Consider the following 16,562-nt stretch of genomic DNA (forward strand, 5'->3'; position numbering starts at 1 on the left):
AAACTTTGAAACATTATAATTTTTATTTTTCATAAGTATTTAAACAAAAAAGGGAGTTTTTAAAAATGGAAAGACAAGAAATAAATCTTAAAGTCGCTGAAGCAATAGCTCAAAGCGATGTTGGAAGAGGGATCGCGAGAATCGATCCAGCATGTATGGAAAAATTAGATCTTCTTGATGGAGATATAATTGAAATTGAAGCAAATAAAATCACAGCTGCAAAAGCTGTTTCATCACAAAGTGATATTGGGTTAGGTGTCATTAGAATTGATGGAATATTAAGAAAAAATGCAGGAGCATCTATTGGAGGAGAAATAATCGTTAGAAAGGCTGAGGTTAAAGAAGCTAAAAAGATTGTTCTTGCACCAGTAGAACATCAAATAAGTATTAGAGGAGATGTTAGATCTGCTTTTGCAAATCAAGTAATGACACAAGGAGATATTATTGTTACCGGAGTTCGTCAACAACGTACCCCTCAACCTGGCAGGGGTGGAAGTTTAATTGATGATATGTTTAGAGAAATGATGGATGTTTCTCCACTCGGTGAGATAAAGTTAGCAGTTGTTTCTACAAGCCCTGCAGGAATTGTAAAAGTTGGTCCAAATACAACTTTAGAAGTCCAAACTGAACCAGTCGATGTTTCAAAAGTTGAAGGAATGAAAAATGTTATAGATGTTAGTTATGAAGACATCGGTGGTCTAAAGGAAGAAGTTAAAAAAGTAAGAGAAATGATTGAAATTCCTCTTAAAAGACCAGAACTTTTTGAAAGATTAGGAATTTCCCCACCAAAGGGAGTTTTAATGCATGGACCTCCAGGAACTGGTAAAACACTCTTAGCCAAGGCAGTAGCTAGTGAAAGTGATGCCCATTTTATTCTTATCAATGGTCCAGAAATAATGAGCAAATATGTAGGAGGTTCTGAAGAAAATCTTCGAGAATTCTTTGAAGAAGCCGAAGAAAATTCTCCGTCTATCATATTTATAGATGAATTAGATGCAATAGCTCCAAAAAGAGAAGAAACTCAAGGAGAAGTAGAAAGAAGGACCGTTGCACAATTACTTACTTTGATGGATGGACTCAAATCAAGAGGACAAGTTGTAGTTATAGGAGCTACTAACAGGCCAGATTCCTTAGATCAAGCACTTAGAAGACCTGGAAGATTTGACAGAGAAATTGAAATAGGTGTTCCAGATAGTGAGGAAAGAAAAGAAGTAATGGAAATACATACACGAGGAATGCCTTTAGATGAAGATGTTGATTTAGATGAAATAGCTGATACCACACATGGATTTGTAGGAGCGGATTTAGAATCCTTATGTAAAGAAGCAGCTATGAGAGTTGTAAGAAGAATCCTACCTGAAATAAAAGGTGACGAAGAGATACCTAAAGAAACCTTGAAAAAAATAATTGTTAAAAAAGATGACTTTAAAGAAGCTCTTAAAGAGATTCAACCTTCAGCACTTCGAGAAGTTCTAGTCCAAATCCCAGATATTGGATGGGATGATATAGGAGGACTTGAAAATGCTAAACAAGAATTACAGGAAGCTGTTGAATGGCCATTAAAATATCCTGAAAACTTTGAAAAATTTGGAGTTAAACCTCCTAAAGGAACATTATTATTTGGTTCTCCAGGTACAGGTAAAACACTCTTAGCTAAAGCTGTAGCTAATGAAAGTGAAGCTAACTTTATAGCAGTTAAAGGTCCAGAACTTTTATCTAAATGGGTAGGAGAATCTGAAAAAGGCGTAAGGGAAGTATTTAGAAAAGCAAGACAAACTGCACCTACAGTCGTCTTTTTCGATGAAATTGATTCTATTGCAAGTACAAGAGGCGATTCTAGTGGAGATTCTGGTGTAACTCAAAGGGTGGTTAACCAGTTACTTACTGAAATCGATGGTATGGAAGAATTACAAGATGTGGCAATTATTGCAGCAACAAATAGACCAGATATCATTGATCCGGGATTAATGAGACCAGGAAGATTTGATAGGCATATTAAAGTAGAGAATCCTAATGAAGAAGGACGTCTCGCGATATTTAAAGTTCACAGTGCTGACATGCCACTTGCAAAAGATGTTAATCTCAAAAAATTAGCTAAAGAAACTGAAGATTATGTTGGAGCAGATATTGAAGCTGTTTGTCGTGAAGCTGCAATGTTAACCTTAAGAGATAATATTGAAGCTAAAGAAGTGAGTATGAAATACTTTAATAAAGCTATGGAAAAAGTTAAACCAACTTCAGATGATGGAGATATGGTGCAATATCTCTAAGTAAACCCTGTTGATTAGATTAATGAATAGTTCTGATTAATTGATAGATTAATTAGCCACTAACCTCCTTATATTACCTCATATATAAAAAACTATCATTAAATTGAAATCAAAAAAATTAGAGAATTCATCTCTCCTGATGAAAACAGATCAAAAATACTACAAGATTGGAAAATCATAATTTCATAATATGAAAATTTTTGATTTTCAAAATTTTAAAAACACCCTTTAAATCAATCTGTGGTTTAAAAACCCATTAAAGTGAGGGAATCTTAATGATTACCCTCACTTTTTTATTTTCTACTAGTAATACTTTTTATATAATTCATAATAATAAAGATAGAATAACTCTTAATAAAAATAATAATAAGAATAATAAAAATAATAATAATATAAAAATAGTAATAATATAAAAAAATTAACAGAAATATAAAAAAATAAGAGAATTATAAAAAATAGTAGATATATAATAAAAAATGAATAAAAAATAAAAATTTTATTAATAATAGTAGTTAGATTAATAATAATTATATCATTGATAATGATAATTAATATTATTTAGTATAAAAATATTATTAGAAAAAAAATATTATTAAATAAAATTTTTATTATATAAAATTATTAGATAAAAATATTAATAATTATATAAAGATGATTTTAATAAAAGAAAATGGGTTGATTGAATAATTACGAGTATATATGAATGTTTAATAGAAATGAATATATCATTATTTTATTTTATAAATCATACACTAAAAAATAGTTTTTTTTAATTTTTTAATGCCAGTTATAACAGATATAGGTAGTACTATAGTCGTTTTCACTATAAGTACAGTACTATTAATAGTTGGTATTTTAAAAAAAAATATGAAATTAAGAAGATTAGCTATAATTGGATTAATTGCCTTTATAATTACAGCTGCAATAATATTTACATTAAAAGTATTAGTGGAAGAACCAAGACCTTTTATAGTATTAAAATATGTAAATCTATTAATTATAGAAAATGACCCCTATTCTTTTCCTTCAGGACACTCAGGAAACATATTCGCATTAGCTACTGCATTTGGTCTTAACTGTACATTAAAATTAAGAGGAAAACAGTTTAAACTAGCTTGGATTCTTTATCCAATAGCATTATTAACTTGTTTTTCAAGAGTGTATATTGGAGTTCATTATCCATTCGATATTCTTATTGGAGCAATAATTGGAATATTTGGAGGTTTATTAGCTACTTTTATAGTAAATAGATATTTTAATGATATAAACTTTCTAAAAGAAAAAATTAATCTTAAAAAATATTACAAGAAATAATATAAAAAATATATAAAAATATTATAAAAAATATAATATAAATATACTAATTAAAAGTAAAAATAATAATAAATAGAAATAATAAAGTAGAAATAATAATAAAAACAAGTATATTTAATATTTATACAAATACTATTCTTAGTAGGTGTTAAAATGGATGAACATATTATAGAAGCTATGGGAAGAGCTAAAATTACTATTAGAGATGGAAAAGTTATTGATATAGAGGATCCTAAAATAGAATATTGTCCATTATTTCATAAACATAGAGGAATTGAAAAATTAGATAAAGAATCAATAAAAAAAAATATAGAATTTAGGATGGCTGATTTTGGAATGTGTTCAGAAGATAGGGAGATTAAAATGAAAGATTTCTTATCTTTTGGAATCTCTGAAACTATTTCAACACTACTAAATCAAAATATTATCGATTGTGCAATTATGGTTTGTGAAGGCTGTGGAACCGTGATTGTTGAAACTGGAGAAATGGCTCAAGGAATTGGAGGACGTGTATCTGGTTTGTCTGAAACAAAGCCAATACCTAAAATAATTGGTAAAATTGGAGAAAAAAATGTTCTTGATCCAAAAAACGCTTTAATTGATCAAATTAAAGGTATTGAATTAGCAAAATCTAAGGGACATAAAAATATCGCAGTTACAATAGCTAATCCCGATGATGCAGAAAATATAAGAAAATTAGAAAAAAAATATAATGAAAATGGTGAAAAAATAAATATATACATATTTAGTGTTCATAATACTGGCATTAAGCGAGAGGGTTGTGAACAGCTATTTGAATACTGTGATGTTATAACTTCATGTGCTTCAAAAGATATTAGAGATATTGGTGATGAAAAATCTAAGAAAAAAGTAGGAGAGTCAATACCAATCTATGCTGCAACAAACAAAGGAAAATATTTTTTAGAACTAAGATTAGAACATATAGGAGGAATGAAACCTAAAAAAGATCCTAAAACACCAGAACCATTAATTTAAAAATATGATTTCCTATTCAAATCTTAGTAAAACTTAGTAAATATTATTAAATCTTATATTAAGAAAAGTAAATTTTATTTAATTTTACTAAAACTAGTAAAATTTATTGAATCTTATTAAAACTAATAAAATTTATTAAATCTTATTAAGCTATTAAACTTTATTAAAACTTATTTAAATATTGTATAAATATTTTATATTATATATATTGATTAGATTTAATATTATAATAATTAATTTAATATATTAATGTTTGTATATTAATGTTTGATTATATTTTTAATCATATAAACTATTTTTTATCAATATTATCTGCAAACGCCCTTATTATACAACTTTGAGTAATTAAACCAAGGAGTTTTTTATCTTCAACAACAGGAATTCTTTGGTATCCAGTATCTGACATTATTCTACTTATTTCTTTTATATTTACTGATTTTGTTACTGTAGATAATTCTTTACTCATTAAATCTCCAACTTTAAGTCCCATAGCTTCACTACCTGCAAGTAAAACATCTCTATGAGTTATGAGACCTACAAGTTCATCACCGTCAACAACAGGAACACCCCCAATGTTTGCCCTTACCATCTTAAGTTTAGCAGCTGCTACCAAGTCAGTGGGTGATGAAACTATAACATCTTTCAACATTATATCTTTAGCACATAAATCTTCAATCATAATAATATTTTGTTTTTACTAATATATTAAAATTATTATTAATTCTTTTGTTAATATTATTAATTCCTTTTTTAATATTAATTCCTTTTTAATTATTAAAAATTCATTAATTATTAAATTAATTTTAATAGTTTAATTAATAAACTTAATAGCAAAACACAGAAAAATAAAATAAAAATGCTTAACATGAGAAATATAAAAAATGATGAATAAAAATAATAAAAATAATAAAAAAGCAAGAATAAAAATAATAAAAAAAAGAATAAAAATAATGATAAAAATAAGAATAATAAATATTAAGAAATCTAAGATAAGATAATAGTTGAACAATAACAGTGAAAATATTAAAGATGTCAACTATAATAATAACAATGATAATAGTTTAATAAATAAATATTAGTAAATAATAAGCAACAAATAAAAGAGGTATTTAATTGACTCAAATGAAAGAAGCTAGAAAAGGCAACATAACTAAAGAAGTTGAAATTATAGCTAACGAGGAACATATTTCTCCTGAAAAACTTAGAAAGATGATTGCTATAGGTAAAGTTGTAATACCAAAAAATATCAACAGAAAAACAAAACCATGTGGAATTGGAGACAACTTGAAAACAAAAATCAATGCAAACATTGGATCATCAACAAAAATGGAAAATCTACCTCTTGAAATTGAAAAAGCTAAAACAGCAGTGAAATATGGTGCTGATGCAGTAATGGATTTGAGTACTGGATCAAATCTTAAAGAATTTAGAGAAAAAATAATGGATGAAATAAATATCCCCATAGGAACTGTTCCAATATATGAAGCAGGAGTAGCTACACAAAAAAGAGGAGAGCCTATAACAAGTATGAGTGAAGAAGATATTTTTAAAGCCATTGAAAATCAAGCCAAAGAAGGTGTTGATTTTATGACACTTCACTGTGGTATAAATAAAGACCTTGTAGAAAAATTAACACATGCTAAAAGAACAATGGGGATTGTTAGTAGAGGAGGTACCTTTTTAGCATCATGGATCCTTCATAATGGTATAGAAAACCCATTATATGAAAATTATGATTATATTCTTGAAATAGCAAATGAATATGATATTACATTAAGTTTAGGGGATGGATTAAGACCTGGCTGTCTTCAGGATGCAACAGATATCTCACAAATACAAGAATTAGTAAATCTTGGAACTTTAGTAAAAAAAGCACAAGATGCATCAGTACAAAGTATGGTAGAAGGTCCAGGACATGTTCCAATGAACCAAATAGCATCAAATATGCAAATACAAAAAACTCTATGTTACGGTGCTCCTTTCTATGTTCTTGGACCAATAGTGACTGATTTAGCTCCAGGATATGATCATATTACTTCTGCAATAGGAGGAGCTATAGCTGCACAATCAGGAGCTAATTTCTTATGTTATGTTACACCTGCTGAACATCTATCAATTCCAAACCTTGAAGATGTAAAAGAAGGAGTTATTGCTTCTAAAATAGCAGCTCAAGCTGCAGATGTTGCAAAAGGATTAAATTCTGCATTAGAGAAAGAAAAAGATATGGCGATAGCTAGAAAAACATTTAATTGGGATAAACAGTTTGAACTTGCATTTGATAGAGAGAAATGTGAAAAATATCGTGAAAGCTGTCCAGTGGAAGAAGAAGATATGTGTTCCATGTGCGGAGAATACTGTGCTATTAGAATAGCAAAAGACGACTTTTAAAATTTTTTATAGGATTTTTAAAAAAATATTTATTTCAACAAAATAATGAATTAGCAAAATAATGAATTTTTAGTAAAATAATAAATTGTTATTAATATAATGAATTTTCAGTAAAATAATAGAATAAATTAATATAATATGAATAATAAAAGTATAAATGAATCATTACTTAAAATTTAATAAAATTTAATAAAAGGAAGTTATAAAATGAAATTAGAACATGTAGATGGTGAAAATAAAGGAAACATTGTTTTGTTTGCTTTGAGTACTTGTGGATGGTGTAAAAAAACAAGAATGCTAATTGAAAATCTTGGGGTAGAATACAATTACATTTATGTTGATTTAACAAATGGTGATGAAAGAGAAGAAGCTGTTGAAACTCTTAAACAATATAATCCAGACATTTCATTCCCAACATTAGTGATAAACGATACTGATACAATAATTGGATTCGAAGAGGATAAAATTAAAGCCAAATTAAGTTAAAAACTTAAAAATTAATAAAAGTGATGTATCAAGCATAAAAGAGTAAATATAAGGAAAAAAGGGATATTATGGGTCAAGCTTATGATAACTTTAAAAAAGAAGCCGAATCTTCTGGTTATAATGTCAATGCTGATGTGGAATTTGTAGAGATGTTGCTTGAAAACATTGATGTTAATATTGAAAGATATGGATATGGAGCTTGTCCTTGTAGATTAGCATCAGGAGAAAAAGAAAAAGATCTTGATTTGATTTGTCCCTGTGATTACAGAGATGAGGATTTAGATAATTATGGAGCCTGCTTCTGTGCATTATATGTTACTCAAGATGTTTTAGATGGTAAAAAAAAGTTAACATCAATACCAGATAGGAGGTTGAAGGAATTGGAACTTAAAAAAAATAAAAAGACTCAATCAAACGAAGATAATGTTTCATCTCTTAATTTTGAGTTTCCTGTGTGGAGATGCAAAGTTTGTGGATATTTATGTAGTAGACCAAAACCTCCAAATAAATGTCCAATCTGTAAAGTAGATGCTGAAAGATTTGAACAAATATTGTAATTTAACATAATATTTATTCAAATTAATTTTTATTTTTAATATAATTACTATTTTAACAATTTTAATATTTTAACAATTTTATCTTTAATTGTAATTATTAATATTTAAAATTATTTGATTTTAGTCTTTAATTATCTTAGTCTTTAATTATTTGAATCTTTAATTATTTAGCTATTTAATTATTTGACTTTAATTTTTAAATTTTAAATTTTTAAACTTTAAATTTTTCATAAAATATCTTTTTATAATATATAAATTTATTATAGTACTCAATTTCAATCCTATAACTTTAATATTTATAATATTAAATATTTATAGTATTATAATAGATAATTATTAGTTATTGAAATATGATAGTAATGGATAGTAAATCAAAACATAAATCGATAATTATTTGCTAGAATATACTGATAAAACAAGGTAAAGGTAAAATGAAGTATAAAAAACTAGTTGATGTATATGAATCATTGGCTGCAACAACAAAGCGTTTGGAAAAAACAAGCATATTATCTGAATTTTTTAAAGAAGTAGATACTGAAACACTCCCCAAAGTTGTTCTTATGGCCTTAGGTACAGTTTTTCCTCCATGGTGTGAAGAAGAACAAGGTTTAGCTGATAAATTACTTATGAAATCAATAGCAAATGTTGTGGGTGTTTCAATAAATAAAGTAGAGGACCAAGTAAGAGAACAAGGAGATATTGGTGGAGCTGCTGAAGAATTGTATAAAAATAAATCTCAAACTACTTTCTTTTTTAAACCTCTCGAGATAGATTTTGTATTTAATAATCTTAGAAAATTAACTAAAATCTCTGGTGATAGGTCAACATCAAGGAAAATAGCTATTGTTTTAGAACTTTTATCATCTGCTACAGCAACTGAAGCAAAATATATATCAAGAACTATAATTGAAGAGCTTAGGATAGGGGTTGGAGAAGGAACAATACGTGACGCAATTTCACAAGCATTTGAAGTAGAAAAATCAGTTGCAGATCGTGCACATATGCTTACAAATGATTTAGGACTAGTAGCTAAAGTAGCTAAAGAAGAAGGAGAAAATGGACTCAAAAAATTGAATTTAAGTCCTGGTAAGCCAGTAAAACCTATGTTAGCTCAGCTTTCAGAGGGAATAGCTATTAGTGTTGAAGAAATGGGAGAAGCTATCTGTGAAACAAAATATGATGGAATAAGAGTTCAAATACATAAAAAAGATGATGAAATAAACCTATTTACCCGTCGACTTGAAAATATTAGTAAAGCAATTCCTGAAATGGTAGATTATATTAGAGAATCATTCCCCAACCAAGATTTTATAGCTGAAGGCGAAATAATTGCTACAAAAAACAATAATCCTATCTCTTTTCAGTATATGCTGCAAAGAGTAAGAAGAAAATACAATATTGAAAAAGCAATTGAAGATGTACCACTCAAATTATATCTTTTTGACCTCCTATATTTTAAAGAACCAATGATAGATAATCCATTAGAAATAAGGCGTGCAACACTTGAATCTATTGTTAAAACCGAAAAAAGCCAAATAAACCTTAGCAAAATGATTAAAGTCACAGTTGAAAATATTTCAGATGCTCAAACACTTTTTAATGAGTCTATATCTAAAGGGCATGAAGGAATTATGATAAAAAATCCAAAAGAACCATATATTCCTGGAATACGTGGCAAAAAAATGTTAAAATTTAAGGCTGAACCAGAAACATTAGATGTAGTAGTGGTGGGTGGAACTTACGGTGTTGGAAAAAGAGCAAACTTTATTGGATCATATAAAGTAGCTTTAGCTGATGAAAATGGTGGTTTAAAAACACTAGCACATGTAGCTACTGGTTTAGATGATGAAACATTAGCAGAACTAACTAACCTCATGAAAAAATACAAAATTGTAGAAAAAGGTACAAAGATAAACGTTGAGCCAAGAATAATTCTAGAAATTGCATATAGTGAGATAGTTAAAAGTCCTGAATATGAAGCAGGATACTCTTTAAGATTTCCAGTAGTAAAAAGAATTAGGGAAGATAAAGGACTAGCAGATATTGATACTGTGGAACGTTTAAAATCTATGTTTAAAGGATAGGATGAATAAATAATTATCTTCCCATTAATATTATATCTATTTATTATATCTATTTATTATTTCTATTGATTACTATATATGTTTTATTTCCATATTAATTATTATATATTATTTATTTTTTAAATTATATCATGTTTCATTATCATTATATTAAATTCACATATCCTATTAGTTATTGTTTTTATTAAAGCTAAAATTTCTATTATAATTTCTTATAATTAATATTTCTACTACTCTCACTATTTCTATTATCTCCACTATTTATCATAACTATCATAGCCATTATTCTTATTAATTTATTTTATTATTTGCTATAGCTATTTTTAAAATGAATAAATTTTCTAAGAAGAAGATAAATTTTACAATAAAATAAGAATTTATTAATTGTAAAACAATCAAAAAGAGAAAAATTCAAATTATTAAGATAATTGAGTAAGATTTAAATATTATTTTTCCTCAAACATTCATAAAGATAATTAAAATATTGTTTTAAAATATTTAATCTAAAATAAAAAATTAGGATGTTAAAATGGAAATAACAGATGAAAAAATATTTAAAATAGCTTTAATAACAACAATAATTGGATTAATAGGAATGATTATTTTTGCAGGAGAAATAAATCCCAAAGAAGTGATTATAAAAGATATAGATAGAGGAATGATAGATGAAGAGGTTACGATTACTGGAAATATAGATAAGATACAAAAATCATCAAATGGAAAAAATTACATTCTAACTCTTAATGATGGTTCTGGAAGAATAAATATGATGATATTTGAATCTACAATAACAAAATTTGCAGAAAATGAGGTTAACCTTGAAAATTTCGAAAATAAAAAGGTCATAGTTACAGGAACGGTTACTGAATTTAAATCAACAATGGAATTAATTATACATGATTCAAATTCCATCAAGATAGAAAACTAAAAATTCTATATCTAACAAATTATATTCAATGAATTATTATAATAAAATATTATTCTAATTAATTATTATAATAAATTATATTCAGTATATTCTATCCAATTAACATTTATTATAATAATAATTTAATTAAGCTTAAAATAGAATTAAATTTAATAGAATGAAACTAAAATAGAAATTAAATGTGTAAAAACAGGAAAATATAAGTAAATAGAAGAATTAAATTTATATCCAAAATCATTAATAATATAATAATTAAATATATCAAATAAGAAAGTTATAAAAATTTATTTAATCAATGAAAAAACTTCAATAAACTATATTATAATTATAAAAAGAATTTAAAAGGTTATTACAATGAAAAAACGATTATTTGGGACATTTGGTGTAAGAAGAACAGCTAATGACGTTTTAACACCAGAATTTGCATCAAAGCTAGCTGCAAGTTATGGTACTTTAATCAAAGGGAAAGTAGCTATTGGAGGAGATACTAGAACAACGACACCAATGATAAAACATGCCATAATTGCAGGACTTATGTCCTCTGGATGTGATGTTATAGATTTAGGAATCCTACCAACCCCTGCAGTACAGTATGCTGTTCGAAATTATTACGATGGAGGAATAATAGTCACTGCATCCCACAACCCTCCAAAATACAATGGTATTAAATTTGTTGATAAATATGGTATAGGTTTAAGTGATACTGATGAAATAGCTATTGAAAATATATATTTTGATGGTGAAGTAGATCGTGCATCTTGGAAATCTATTGGAAATCTTTTTAAAAATGATAAAATAATCGAAGAATACATAGAAGAAGTTCTTAAAAGAGTTGATGTTAAATCAATTCAAGAGGCTAAATTAAAAGTTGTTCTTGATTGTGGATCAGGAGCAGGATGTTTTACTGCACCAATTATTTTAAGAAGACTTGGATGTGAATTGATAACATTAAATTCTCAAGCAGATGGATTTTTCCCTGGTCGTGACCCAGAACCGATTGAAGCAAATTTAGGTGATTTAATATCTGCTGTTAAAAATTTAGGTGCAGATTTAGGAATAGCCCATGATGGGGATGCTGATAGAACAATATGTATTGATGAGAAAGGAAATTTTGTTCTTGGTGATAAATCATTCTCTTTAGTTCAAAAAAGAATGTTAAAAGAAAAAAATGAAAATTTAGCTCATGAAAACACTACAAATATAATTGTAACTACAGTTGCTACCTCAACAGCAATATATGATATTGCAAAAGAAAATAATGGAGAAGTAATAGCTACTGCTGTAGGAGATCTTCTAGTAGCTCGAAAATTAAAAGAAGAAAATGGCCTATTTGGTGGAGAAGAAAACGGAGGATTAATTTTCCCAGACTTCGTATATGGAAGAGATGCAGCACTTTCAGCAGCAAAAATATTAGAAATAATGGCTATAGAAAACAAAAAATTATCAGAACTTGTAGAAGAGCTTCCAGTATATTATTCAGAAAAAATGAAATGTGAATGTGAAGATGATAAAAAACAAGAAGTTATGGAAAAAGTTGCAGGTGAAGTAGCTAACCTCGGATATACCATCGATACAACTGATGGCGTTAAAATCTTTAAAAATGAGGGTTGGGTTATAATTCGTCCTTCTGGTACTGAACCAATATTTAGATGTTTTTCTGAAAGCAATTCCCAAAAAACAGCTATTGAAATGGCTGAATGGGGAATATCATTGATTGAAAAATTCAAAAATTAGTGATTAATATAAAAATAGAATAATATCTCTATAAATTTTTCCATAATTTCTTCTATAGAACTTTATATAAAGCTTATAAATTCTCCAAACATTCATCTCTTAAAACTCTAGCATCATCATTATTAGGATCTATTGCTAATACTTTAGTAAAACTTTCCATTGCTTCTTGAAATCTATTTAATTCCATTAAAACAACTCCTTTATTAAGTATAAAATAGCTTGGGTCTTCTGAATTATTATTGGCAATTTCTATAGCTTTATCATAAGATTCCAATGCTTCATCAAATCTTCCAAGATCTAAAAGAGCATTGCCTTTTCTATTTTGTGTTTCAGCATCCACTTCATCATCATCAAAACACAATTCTAATGCCATATCGTATGACTTTAAGGCTTCTTCTAATTCTTCCATTTCAGAAAGCAAATTTCCACGAGCATTCCAAACTTCAGGATTTTTACTATCTATTTTTAATAAATCATCATAGATATCAATAGCTTCGTTAAATTTTCCTAAAACTTCCAAAATAAATCCTCTCCAATATAAAACAACAGGATTTTTAGGATTTATTTTCATTGCATTATTATTAGCATTCAAAGCTTCTTCAGGATCACCATAATTAAGAAGAGCAATAGATTTATTATTCCAAATATATTCATTTTTAGGCTCTATTTTCAAAGCTTTATTATAGCATTCAATAGCCTCCTCAAACTTACCTAAACGAGATAAATTATCTCCTCTCTTATTTAGTAAATAAACATCTTCAGGATCAAATTTTAAAGCAGCAGTATAACACAGAGCAGATTTATCATATTTACCACTATCAAATAATATATCTGCTCTTTGAGTCACCATTGCTTTTTCATCAATCTTTTCACCTTCCCATTTATTAACATCTAATTTTTTAAAACGAATTATTTGAAATATATCTTCTTCATCAATACCATTAACATACATCTTTTTAAATTCTTTAATCATATCTTGAGAACTATCATATCCTTCTTCTTTAGCTATTTTATCATTATTTTTTAAATCTTTGAATGAAATTAGCTTGACATCAGTAACTTCAGCTTCAAATATTTTCTTTTTTTCTTTAGAAACTAAATTCCAATAGCAATGTAACCTATCTCCAACTTTAAGAGGATTTTTCCATAACTTTCTAATAGTCATTGTTTTTTTGCCAGTTATGAGGTCTATGTCTTGGCTTCCAAATGATATGATTGGCATTATCTTCCTCCAAATAAAAGAATACTTCAATAAAATTATATGTATCTATTGTTTTATATAAAATAATTAAAGTTTCTATTAATAATATGGTATTATTTAGGATTTGGTTTAGTAATTTATAAATTATTATATATTATAAAATTAGTATATTATAAATTAGTATATTATAAATTAGTAATATTATAAAATTAATAATTATAAATCAGTATATGTTATAAATTAATATATCACAAATTAAAGTAAATATTACAAATTATCATAATGTTAATATTTAGTAAGAAATATTAGTAAATATTATGATAATATATATTAATTTATAAATTACTAAATACACTCTTCTCCAAACTCTGATGTTTTTACTTTTACTTTTTTTAAAATAGGCTTTATTTCTTTAGCTAATTCTTTAAGTTCTGAAGGATTTGGATTTTTAACATCTTTTAAATTTTCATCTAATACATTATTATTTCTAAATTGTTGTAATGTATAAACATCACAATCAATTTCACGAGAAATTTGTTTAATATCTTCATGATTCAAAAGTGTAGGGACATAAGTAGTTCTACACTCTAAAAAAGTATTTTTACTGTTATTAATTATTTTCATACTTTTTTCAACATTTTTACCAATATCTGAACCTATAATTTCCCCATATTTATCAAATGGAGCTTTAATATCCACAGCAACATAATCAGTGAAATTTAAAATTTTTTTTATGCGTCTAGGATAACAACCACTTGTATCAACTTTGGTCTTAAGACCTAAAGACTTTGAATATTTTAATACTTCAATTGTATTATCTAACTGAACCAAAGGTTCTCCTCCAGATATTACAACAGCATCTATATAATCTGAAGAATCACTAATAATTCCCAAAATATCCTCCAAAGGTGTTTCTTCACCAGTTTCCAATAATTCTGCATTATGACAATATGGACATCTTAAAGGACAATGTGCCATAAATATAACTAAAGATATCTTTCCATTATACTCAACTGAAGATATTAAAGTTCCTCCTGTTTCCATATTATCACAAATTACCCCATATTATATATTACTAAAATATTATATATTTACATATCATATATCTACATTATACATTTACATATTACATAATGTATTATACGTCCCTATTATGCATTTAAATATTACATAATGTATTATACATCTATATTATAAATTTAAATATTATATATCACTAATAATCCTATTAAAAATTTCTAAAAATTTTTTATCTTCTTCTATTGTACCAATGCTAACCCTAATCCAATATTCATCTAATCCTTTAAATGAAGTACAATCCCTAACAATTACGCCCTTTTCCATAAGTTTCTGAGATAAATCTTTTGCAGTAATTCCAATTTCTTTTATTCCAATTAAAATATAATTAGAACATGATTGAAGAACATTTAATGAATTTATTTTAGATAACTCTTCAAATAAAAATTCTCTACTTTCAATACCTTTTTTTATTGATTTTTCAATATATTCTTTATCTTTAAGTGTATTTAATGCTGCAAAATAAGAAAGTTTCGTAAGCGAAAATACTGGTTTTATTCTATGCATATATTCTATCATTTCAGAATTTGCAAGGCCATATCCAACTCTCATACCAGCTAATCCAAAAACTTTAGACATTGTCCTCATTATAAAAACATTTGAATTATTATTTATAAGATCTACATTATTTACTTCAGAATACTCAAAATAGGCTTCATCTATAACTAAAACTATTTCTTTTTCTTCAGTAATTTCTAAAATATTAATTATATCCTCTCTAGATACCAAAGCACCAGTAGGATTATTAGGAGAGCATAAAAATATCATTTTTGTTTTTTCATTTATTTTAGATATAATAGAATCAAGATCAAGAGTATTATCTTCTAAATTCCACTTTCCATAAACAGGAATCGCCCCATATGGTTTAAACAAAAATTCATAATACATATAGGATGGTAAAGGAACAATAAATTCATCTCCTTCTTCTATAAATGTTTTTGCTAAGATATCAATAATTTCATCAGCACCATCTCCACCAACAATAACTTGTGAACTATTAACTCCCGAATAACTTGCAATCTCCTTTTTTAAATCAGATAAATCAGATTCAGGATAGCGATTTATAGAACTTAATTCATTTTCAATACTAGAAATAGCTTTTTTTGAAGGACCCCATGGGTTTTCATTAGACCCTAATTTAATTATATCTTCTTTTTTCAAACCAAATTCTTCAGCTATCTCATCTTGAGACCTTCCAGGAATATAAGGATCTAATTCATTTACTATTTTTCTTACTCTCATAATATTACCTAAACTAATAAAATTATATTGATTAATAGAATTACCTTAATTAATAAAATTATCTTAATTAATAAAATATATTAATTAATAAAGCTATTTTAATTAATAAATCTACTTAAATAAATAAAACTATCTTAAATTAATAATAATTTAAATATTAATAATTTAAATATTGATTTAAATATTGATCTAAATATATTTAATTGAAATAGAATAAATTTAAACAAAATATAAACAATCAAATTAAAGAAAATTAATAAATTAAAGAAAATCGAAATTAAATTA

13 protein-coding genes are annotated in these 16,562 nt (G+C 26.5%); 9 read left to right on the plus strand and 4 right to left on the minus strand.

What is annotated here, in order from left to right; all coding sequences use genetic code 11:
* The first annotated feature begins 65 nt into the window (after positions 1-65).
* The 3 genes from MBBAR_RS00575 (at position 66) to MBBAR_RS00585 (ending at position 4,580) form a co-directional block, all read left to right on the plus strand.
* The gene (locus MBBAR_RS00575) at positions 66-2,270 is read left to right on the plus strand and encodes a CDC48 family AAA ATPase (RefSeq protein ID WP_080459350.1); all 2,205 of its coding nucleotides are present in this window, start codon (positions 66-68) and stop codon (positions 2,268-2,270) included.
* A 780-nt stretch (positions 2,271-3,050) separates the two neighbouring features.
* Positions 3,051-3,584, plus strand: coding sequence for a phosphatase PAP2 family protein (locus tag MBBAR_RS00580; RefSeq protein WP_080459351.1), 534 nt, complete (start codon positions 3,051-3,053; stop codon positions 3,582-3,584).
* Positions 3,585-3,737: 153 nt separating this feature from the next.
* On the plus strand, positions 3,738-4,580 hold the full coding sequence (locus MBBAR_RS00585) for a methanogenesis marker 8 protein (RefSeq protein WP_080459352.1): 843 nt from the start codon (positions 3,738-3,740) through the stop codon (positions 4,578-4,580).
* Between the two features lie 292 nt (positions 4,581-4,872).
* On the opposite strand, the gene MBBAR_RS00590 is transcribed toward MBBAR_RS00585, so the two are convergent.
* Complete coding sequence (locus MBBAR_RS00590) at positions 4,873-5,259, minus strand: CBS domain-containing protein (protein WP_080459353.1); 387 nt, start codon at positions 5,257-5,259, stop codon at positions 4,873-4,875.
* 434 nt (positions 5,260-5,693) lie between these two features.
* On the opposite strand from MBBAR_RS00590, the gene thiC reads away from it, so the two are divergent.
* From thiC to glmM, 6 genes are all read left to right on the plus strand, one after another.
* Positions 5,694-6,968: a phosphomethylpyrimidine synthase gene (gene thiC, locus MBBAR_RS00595; RefSeq protein ID WP_080459354.1), complete on the plus strand. Its 1,275-nt coding sequence runs from the start codon at positions 5,694-5,696 to the stop codon at positions 6,966-6,968.
* A gap of 207 nt (positions 6,969-7,175) precedes the next feature.
* Positions 7,176-7,454: a glutaredoxin family protein gene (locus MBBAR_RS00600; protein ID WP_080459355.1), complete on the plus strand. Its 279-nt coding sequence runs from the start codon at positions 7,176-7,178 to the stop codon at positions 7,452-7,454.
* A 68-nt stretch (positions 7,455-7,522) separates the two neighbouring features.
* Positions 7,523-8,011, plus strand: a complete 489-nt coding sequence (locus MBBAR_RS00605; RefSeq protein WP_080459356.1) for a ferredoxin-thioredoxin reductase catalytic domain-containing protein — start codon at positions 7,523-7,525, stop codon at positions 8,009-8,011.
* A gap of 431 nt (positions 8,012-8,442) precedes the next feature.
* Positions 8,443-10,095, plus strand: a complete 1,653-nt coding sequence (locus tag MBBAR_RS00610; RefSeq protein WP_080459357.1) for an ATP-dependent DNA ligase — start codon at positions 8,443-8,445, stop codon at positions 10,093-10,095.
* Positions 10,096-10,624: 529 nt separating this feature from the next.
* Entirely contained in the window at positions 10,625-11,023 is a 399-nt protein-coding gene (locus MBBAR_RS00615; protein WP_080459358.1) for an OB-fold nucleic acid binding domain-containing protein, read from the plus strand.
* A 354-nt stretch (positions 11,024-11,377) separates the two neighbouring features.
* The gene (glmM, locus tag MBBAR_RS00620) at positions 11,378-12,757 is read left to right on the plus strand and encodes a phosphoglucosamine mutase (protein WP_080459359.1); all 1,380 of its coding nucleotides are present in this window, start codon (positions 11,378-11,380) and stop codon (positions 12,755-12,757) included.
* 73 nt (positions 12,758-12,830) lie between these two features.
* Here glmM and MBBAR_RS00625 read toward each other — a convergent pair whose 3' ends face one another.
* The 3 genes from MBBAR_RS00625 to hisC all read right to left on the minus strand — a co-directional run bounded on the left by MBBAR_RS00625 (position 12,831) and on the right by hisC (position 16,277).
* Positions 12,831-13,979 carry a tetratricopeptide repeat protein gene (locus MBBAR_RS00625; protein WP_080459360.1) on the minus strand — a complete coding sequence of 383 codons (1,149 nt, stop codon included), beginning with the start codon at positions 13,977-13,979 and terminating at the stop codon, positions 12,831-12,833.
* A gap of 324 nt (positions 13,980-14,303) precedes the next feature.
* A complete protein-coding gene (locus MBBAR_RS00630; RefSeq protein WP_080459361.1) occupies positions 14,304-15,002 on the minus strand; it encodes an anaerobic ribonucleoside-triphosphate reductase activating protein in 699 nt (232 codons plus the stop codon).
* 162 nt (positions 15,003-15,164) lie between these two features.
* Positions 15,165-16,277, minus strand: coding sequence for a histidinol-phosphate transaminase (hisC, locus tag MBBAR_RS00635; protein ID WP_080459362.1), 1,113 nt, complete (start codon positions 16,275-16,277; stop codon positions 15,165-15,167).
* Between the last annotated feature and the right edge of the window lie 285 nt (positions 16,278-16,562).

The sequence above is a fragment of the Methanobrevibacter arboriphilus JCM 13429 = DSM 1125 genome (assembly GCF_002072215.1).
Classification (GTDB): domain Archaea; phylum Methanobacteriota; class Methanobacteria; order Methanobacteriales; family Methanobacteriaceae; genus Methanobinarius; species Methanobinarius arboriphilicus.

What these genes read in the sequence shown, in the direction of transcription:
- MBBAR_RS00600 (WP_080459355.1), top strand. Translation starts at nt 7,176, where the DNA reads ATGAAATTAGAACATGTAGATGGTGAAAATAAAGGAAACATTGTTTTG.
- MBBAR_RS00590 (WP_080459353.1), bottom strand. Translation starts at nt 5,259, where the DNA reads ATGATTGAAGATTTATGTGCTAAAGATATAATGTTGAAAGATGTTATA.
- hisC (WP_080459362.1), bottom strand. Translation starts at nt 16,277, where the DNA reads ATGAGAGTAAGAAAAATAGTAAATGAATTAGATCCTTATATTCCTGGA.
- MBBAR_RS00605 (WP_080459356.1), top strand. Translation starts at nt 7,523, where the DNA reads ATGGGTCAAGCTTATGATAACTTTAAAAAAGAAGCCGAATCTTCTGGT.
- glmM (WP_080459359.1), top strand. Translation starts at nt 11,378, where the DNA reads ATGAAAAAACGATTATTTGGGACATTTGGTGTAAGAAGAACAGCTAAT.
- MBBAR_RS00610 (WP_080459357.1), top strand. Translation starts at nt 8,443, where the DNA reads ATGAAGTATAAAAAACTAGTTGATGTATATGAATCATTGGCTGCAACA.
- MBBAR_RS00585 (WP_080459352.1), top strand. Translation starts at nt 3,738, where the DNA reads ATGGATGAACATATTATAGAAGCTATGGGAAGAGCTAAAATTACTATT.
- MBBAR_RS00580 (WP_080459351.1), top strand. Translation starts at nt 3,051, where the DNA reads ATGCCAGTTATAACAGATATAGGTAGTACTATAGTCGTTTTCACTATA.
- MBBAR_RS00630 (WP_080459361.1), bottom strand. Translation starts at nt 15,002, where the DNA reads ATGGAAACAGGAGGAACTTTAATATCTTCAGTTGAGTATAATGGAAAG.
- MBBAR_RS00615 (WP_080459358.1), top strand. Translation starts at nt 10,625, where the DNA reads ATGGAAATAACAGATGAAAAAATATTTAAAATAGCTTTAATAACAACA.
- MBBAR_RS00575 (WP_080459350.1), top strand. Translation starts at nt 66, where the DNA reads ATGGAAAGACAAGAAATAAATCTTAAAGTCGCTGAAGCAATAGCTCAA.
- MBBAR_RS00625 (WP_080459360.1), bottom strand. Translation starts at nt 13,979, where the DNA reads ATGCCAATCATATCATTTGGAAGCCAAGACATAGACCTCATAACTGGC.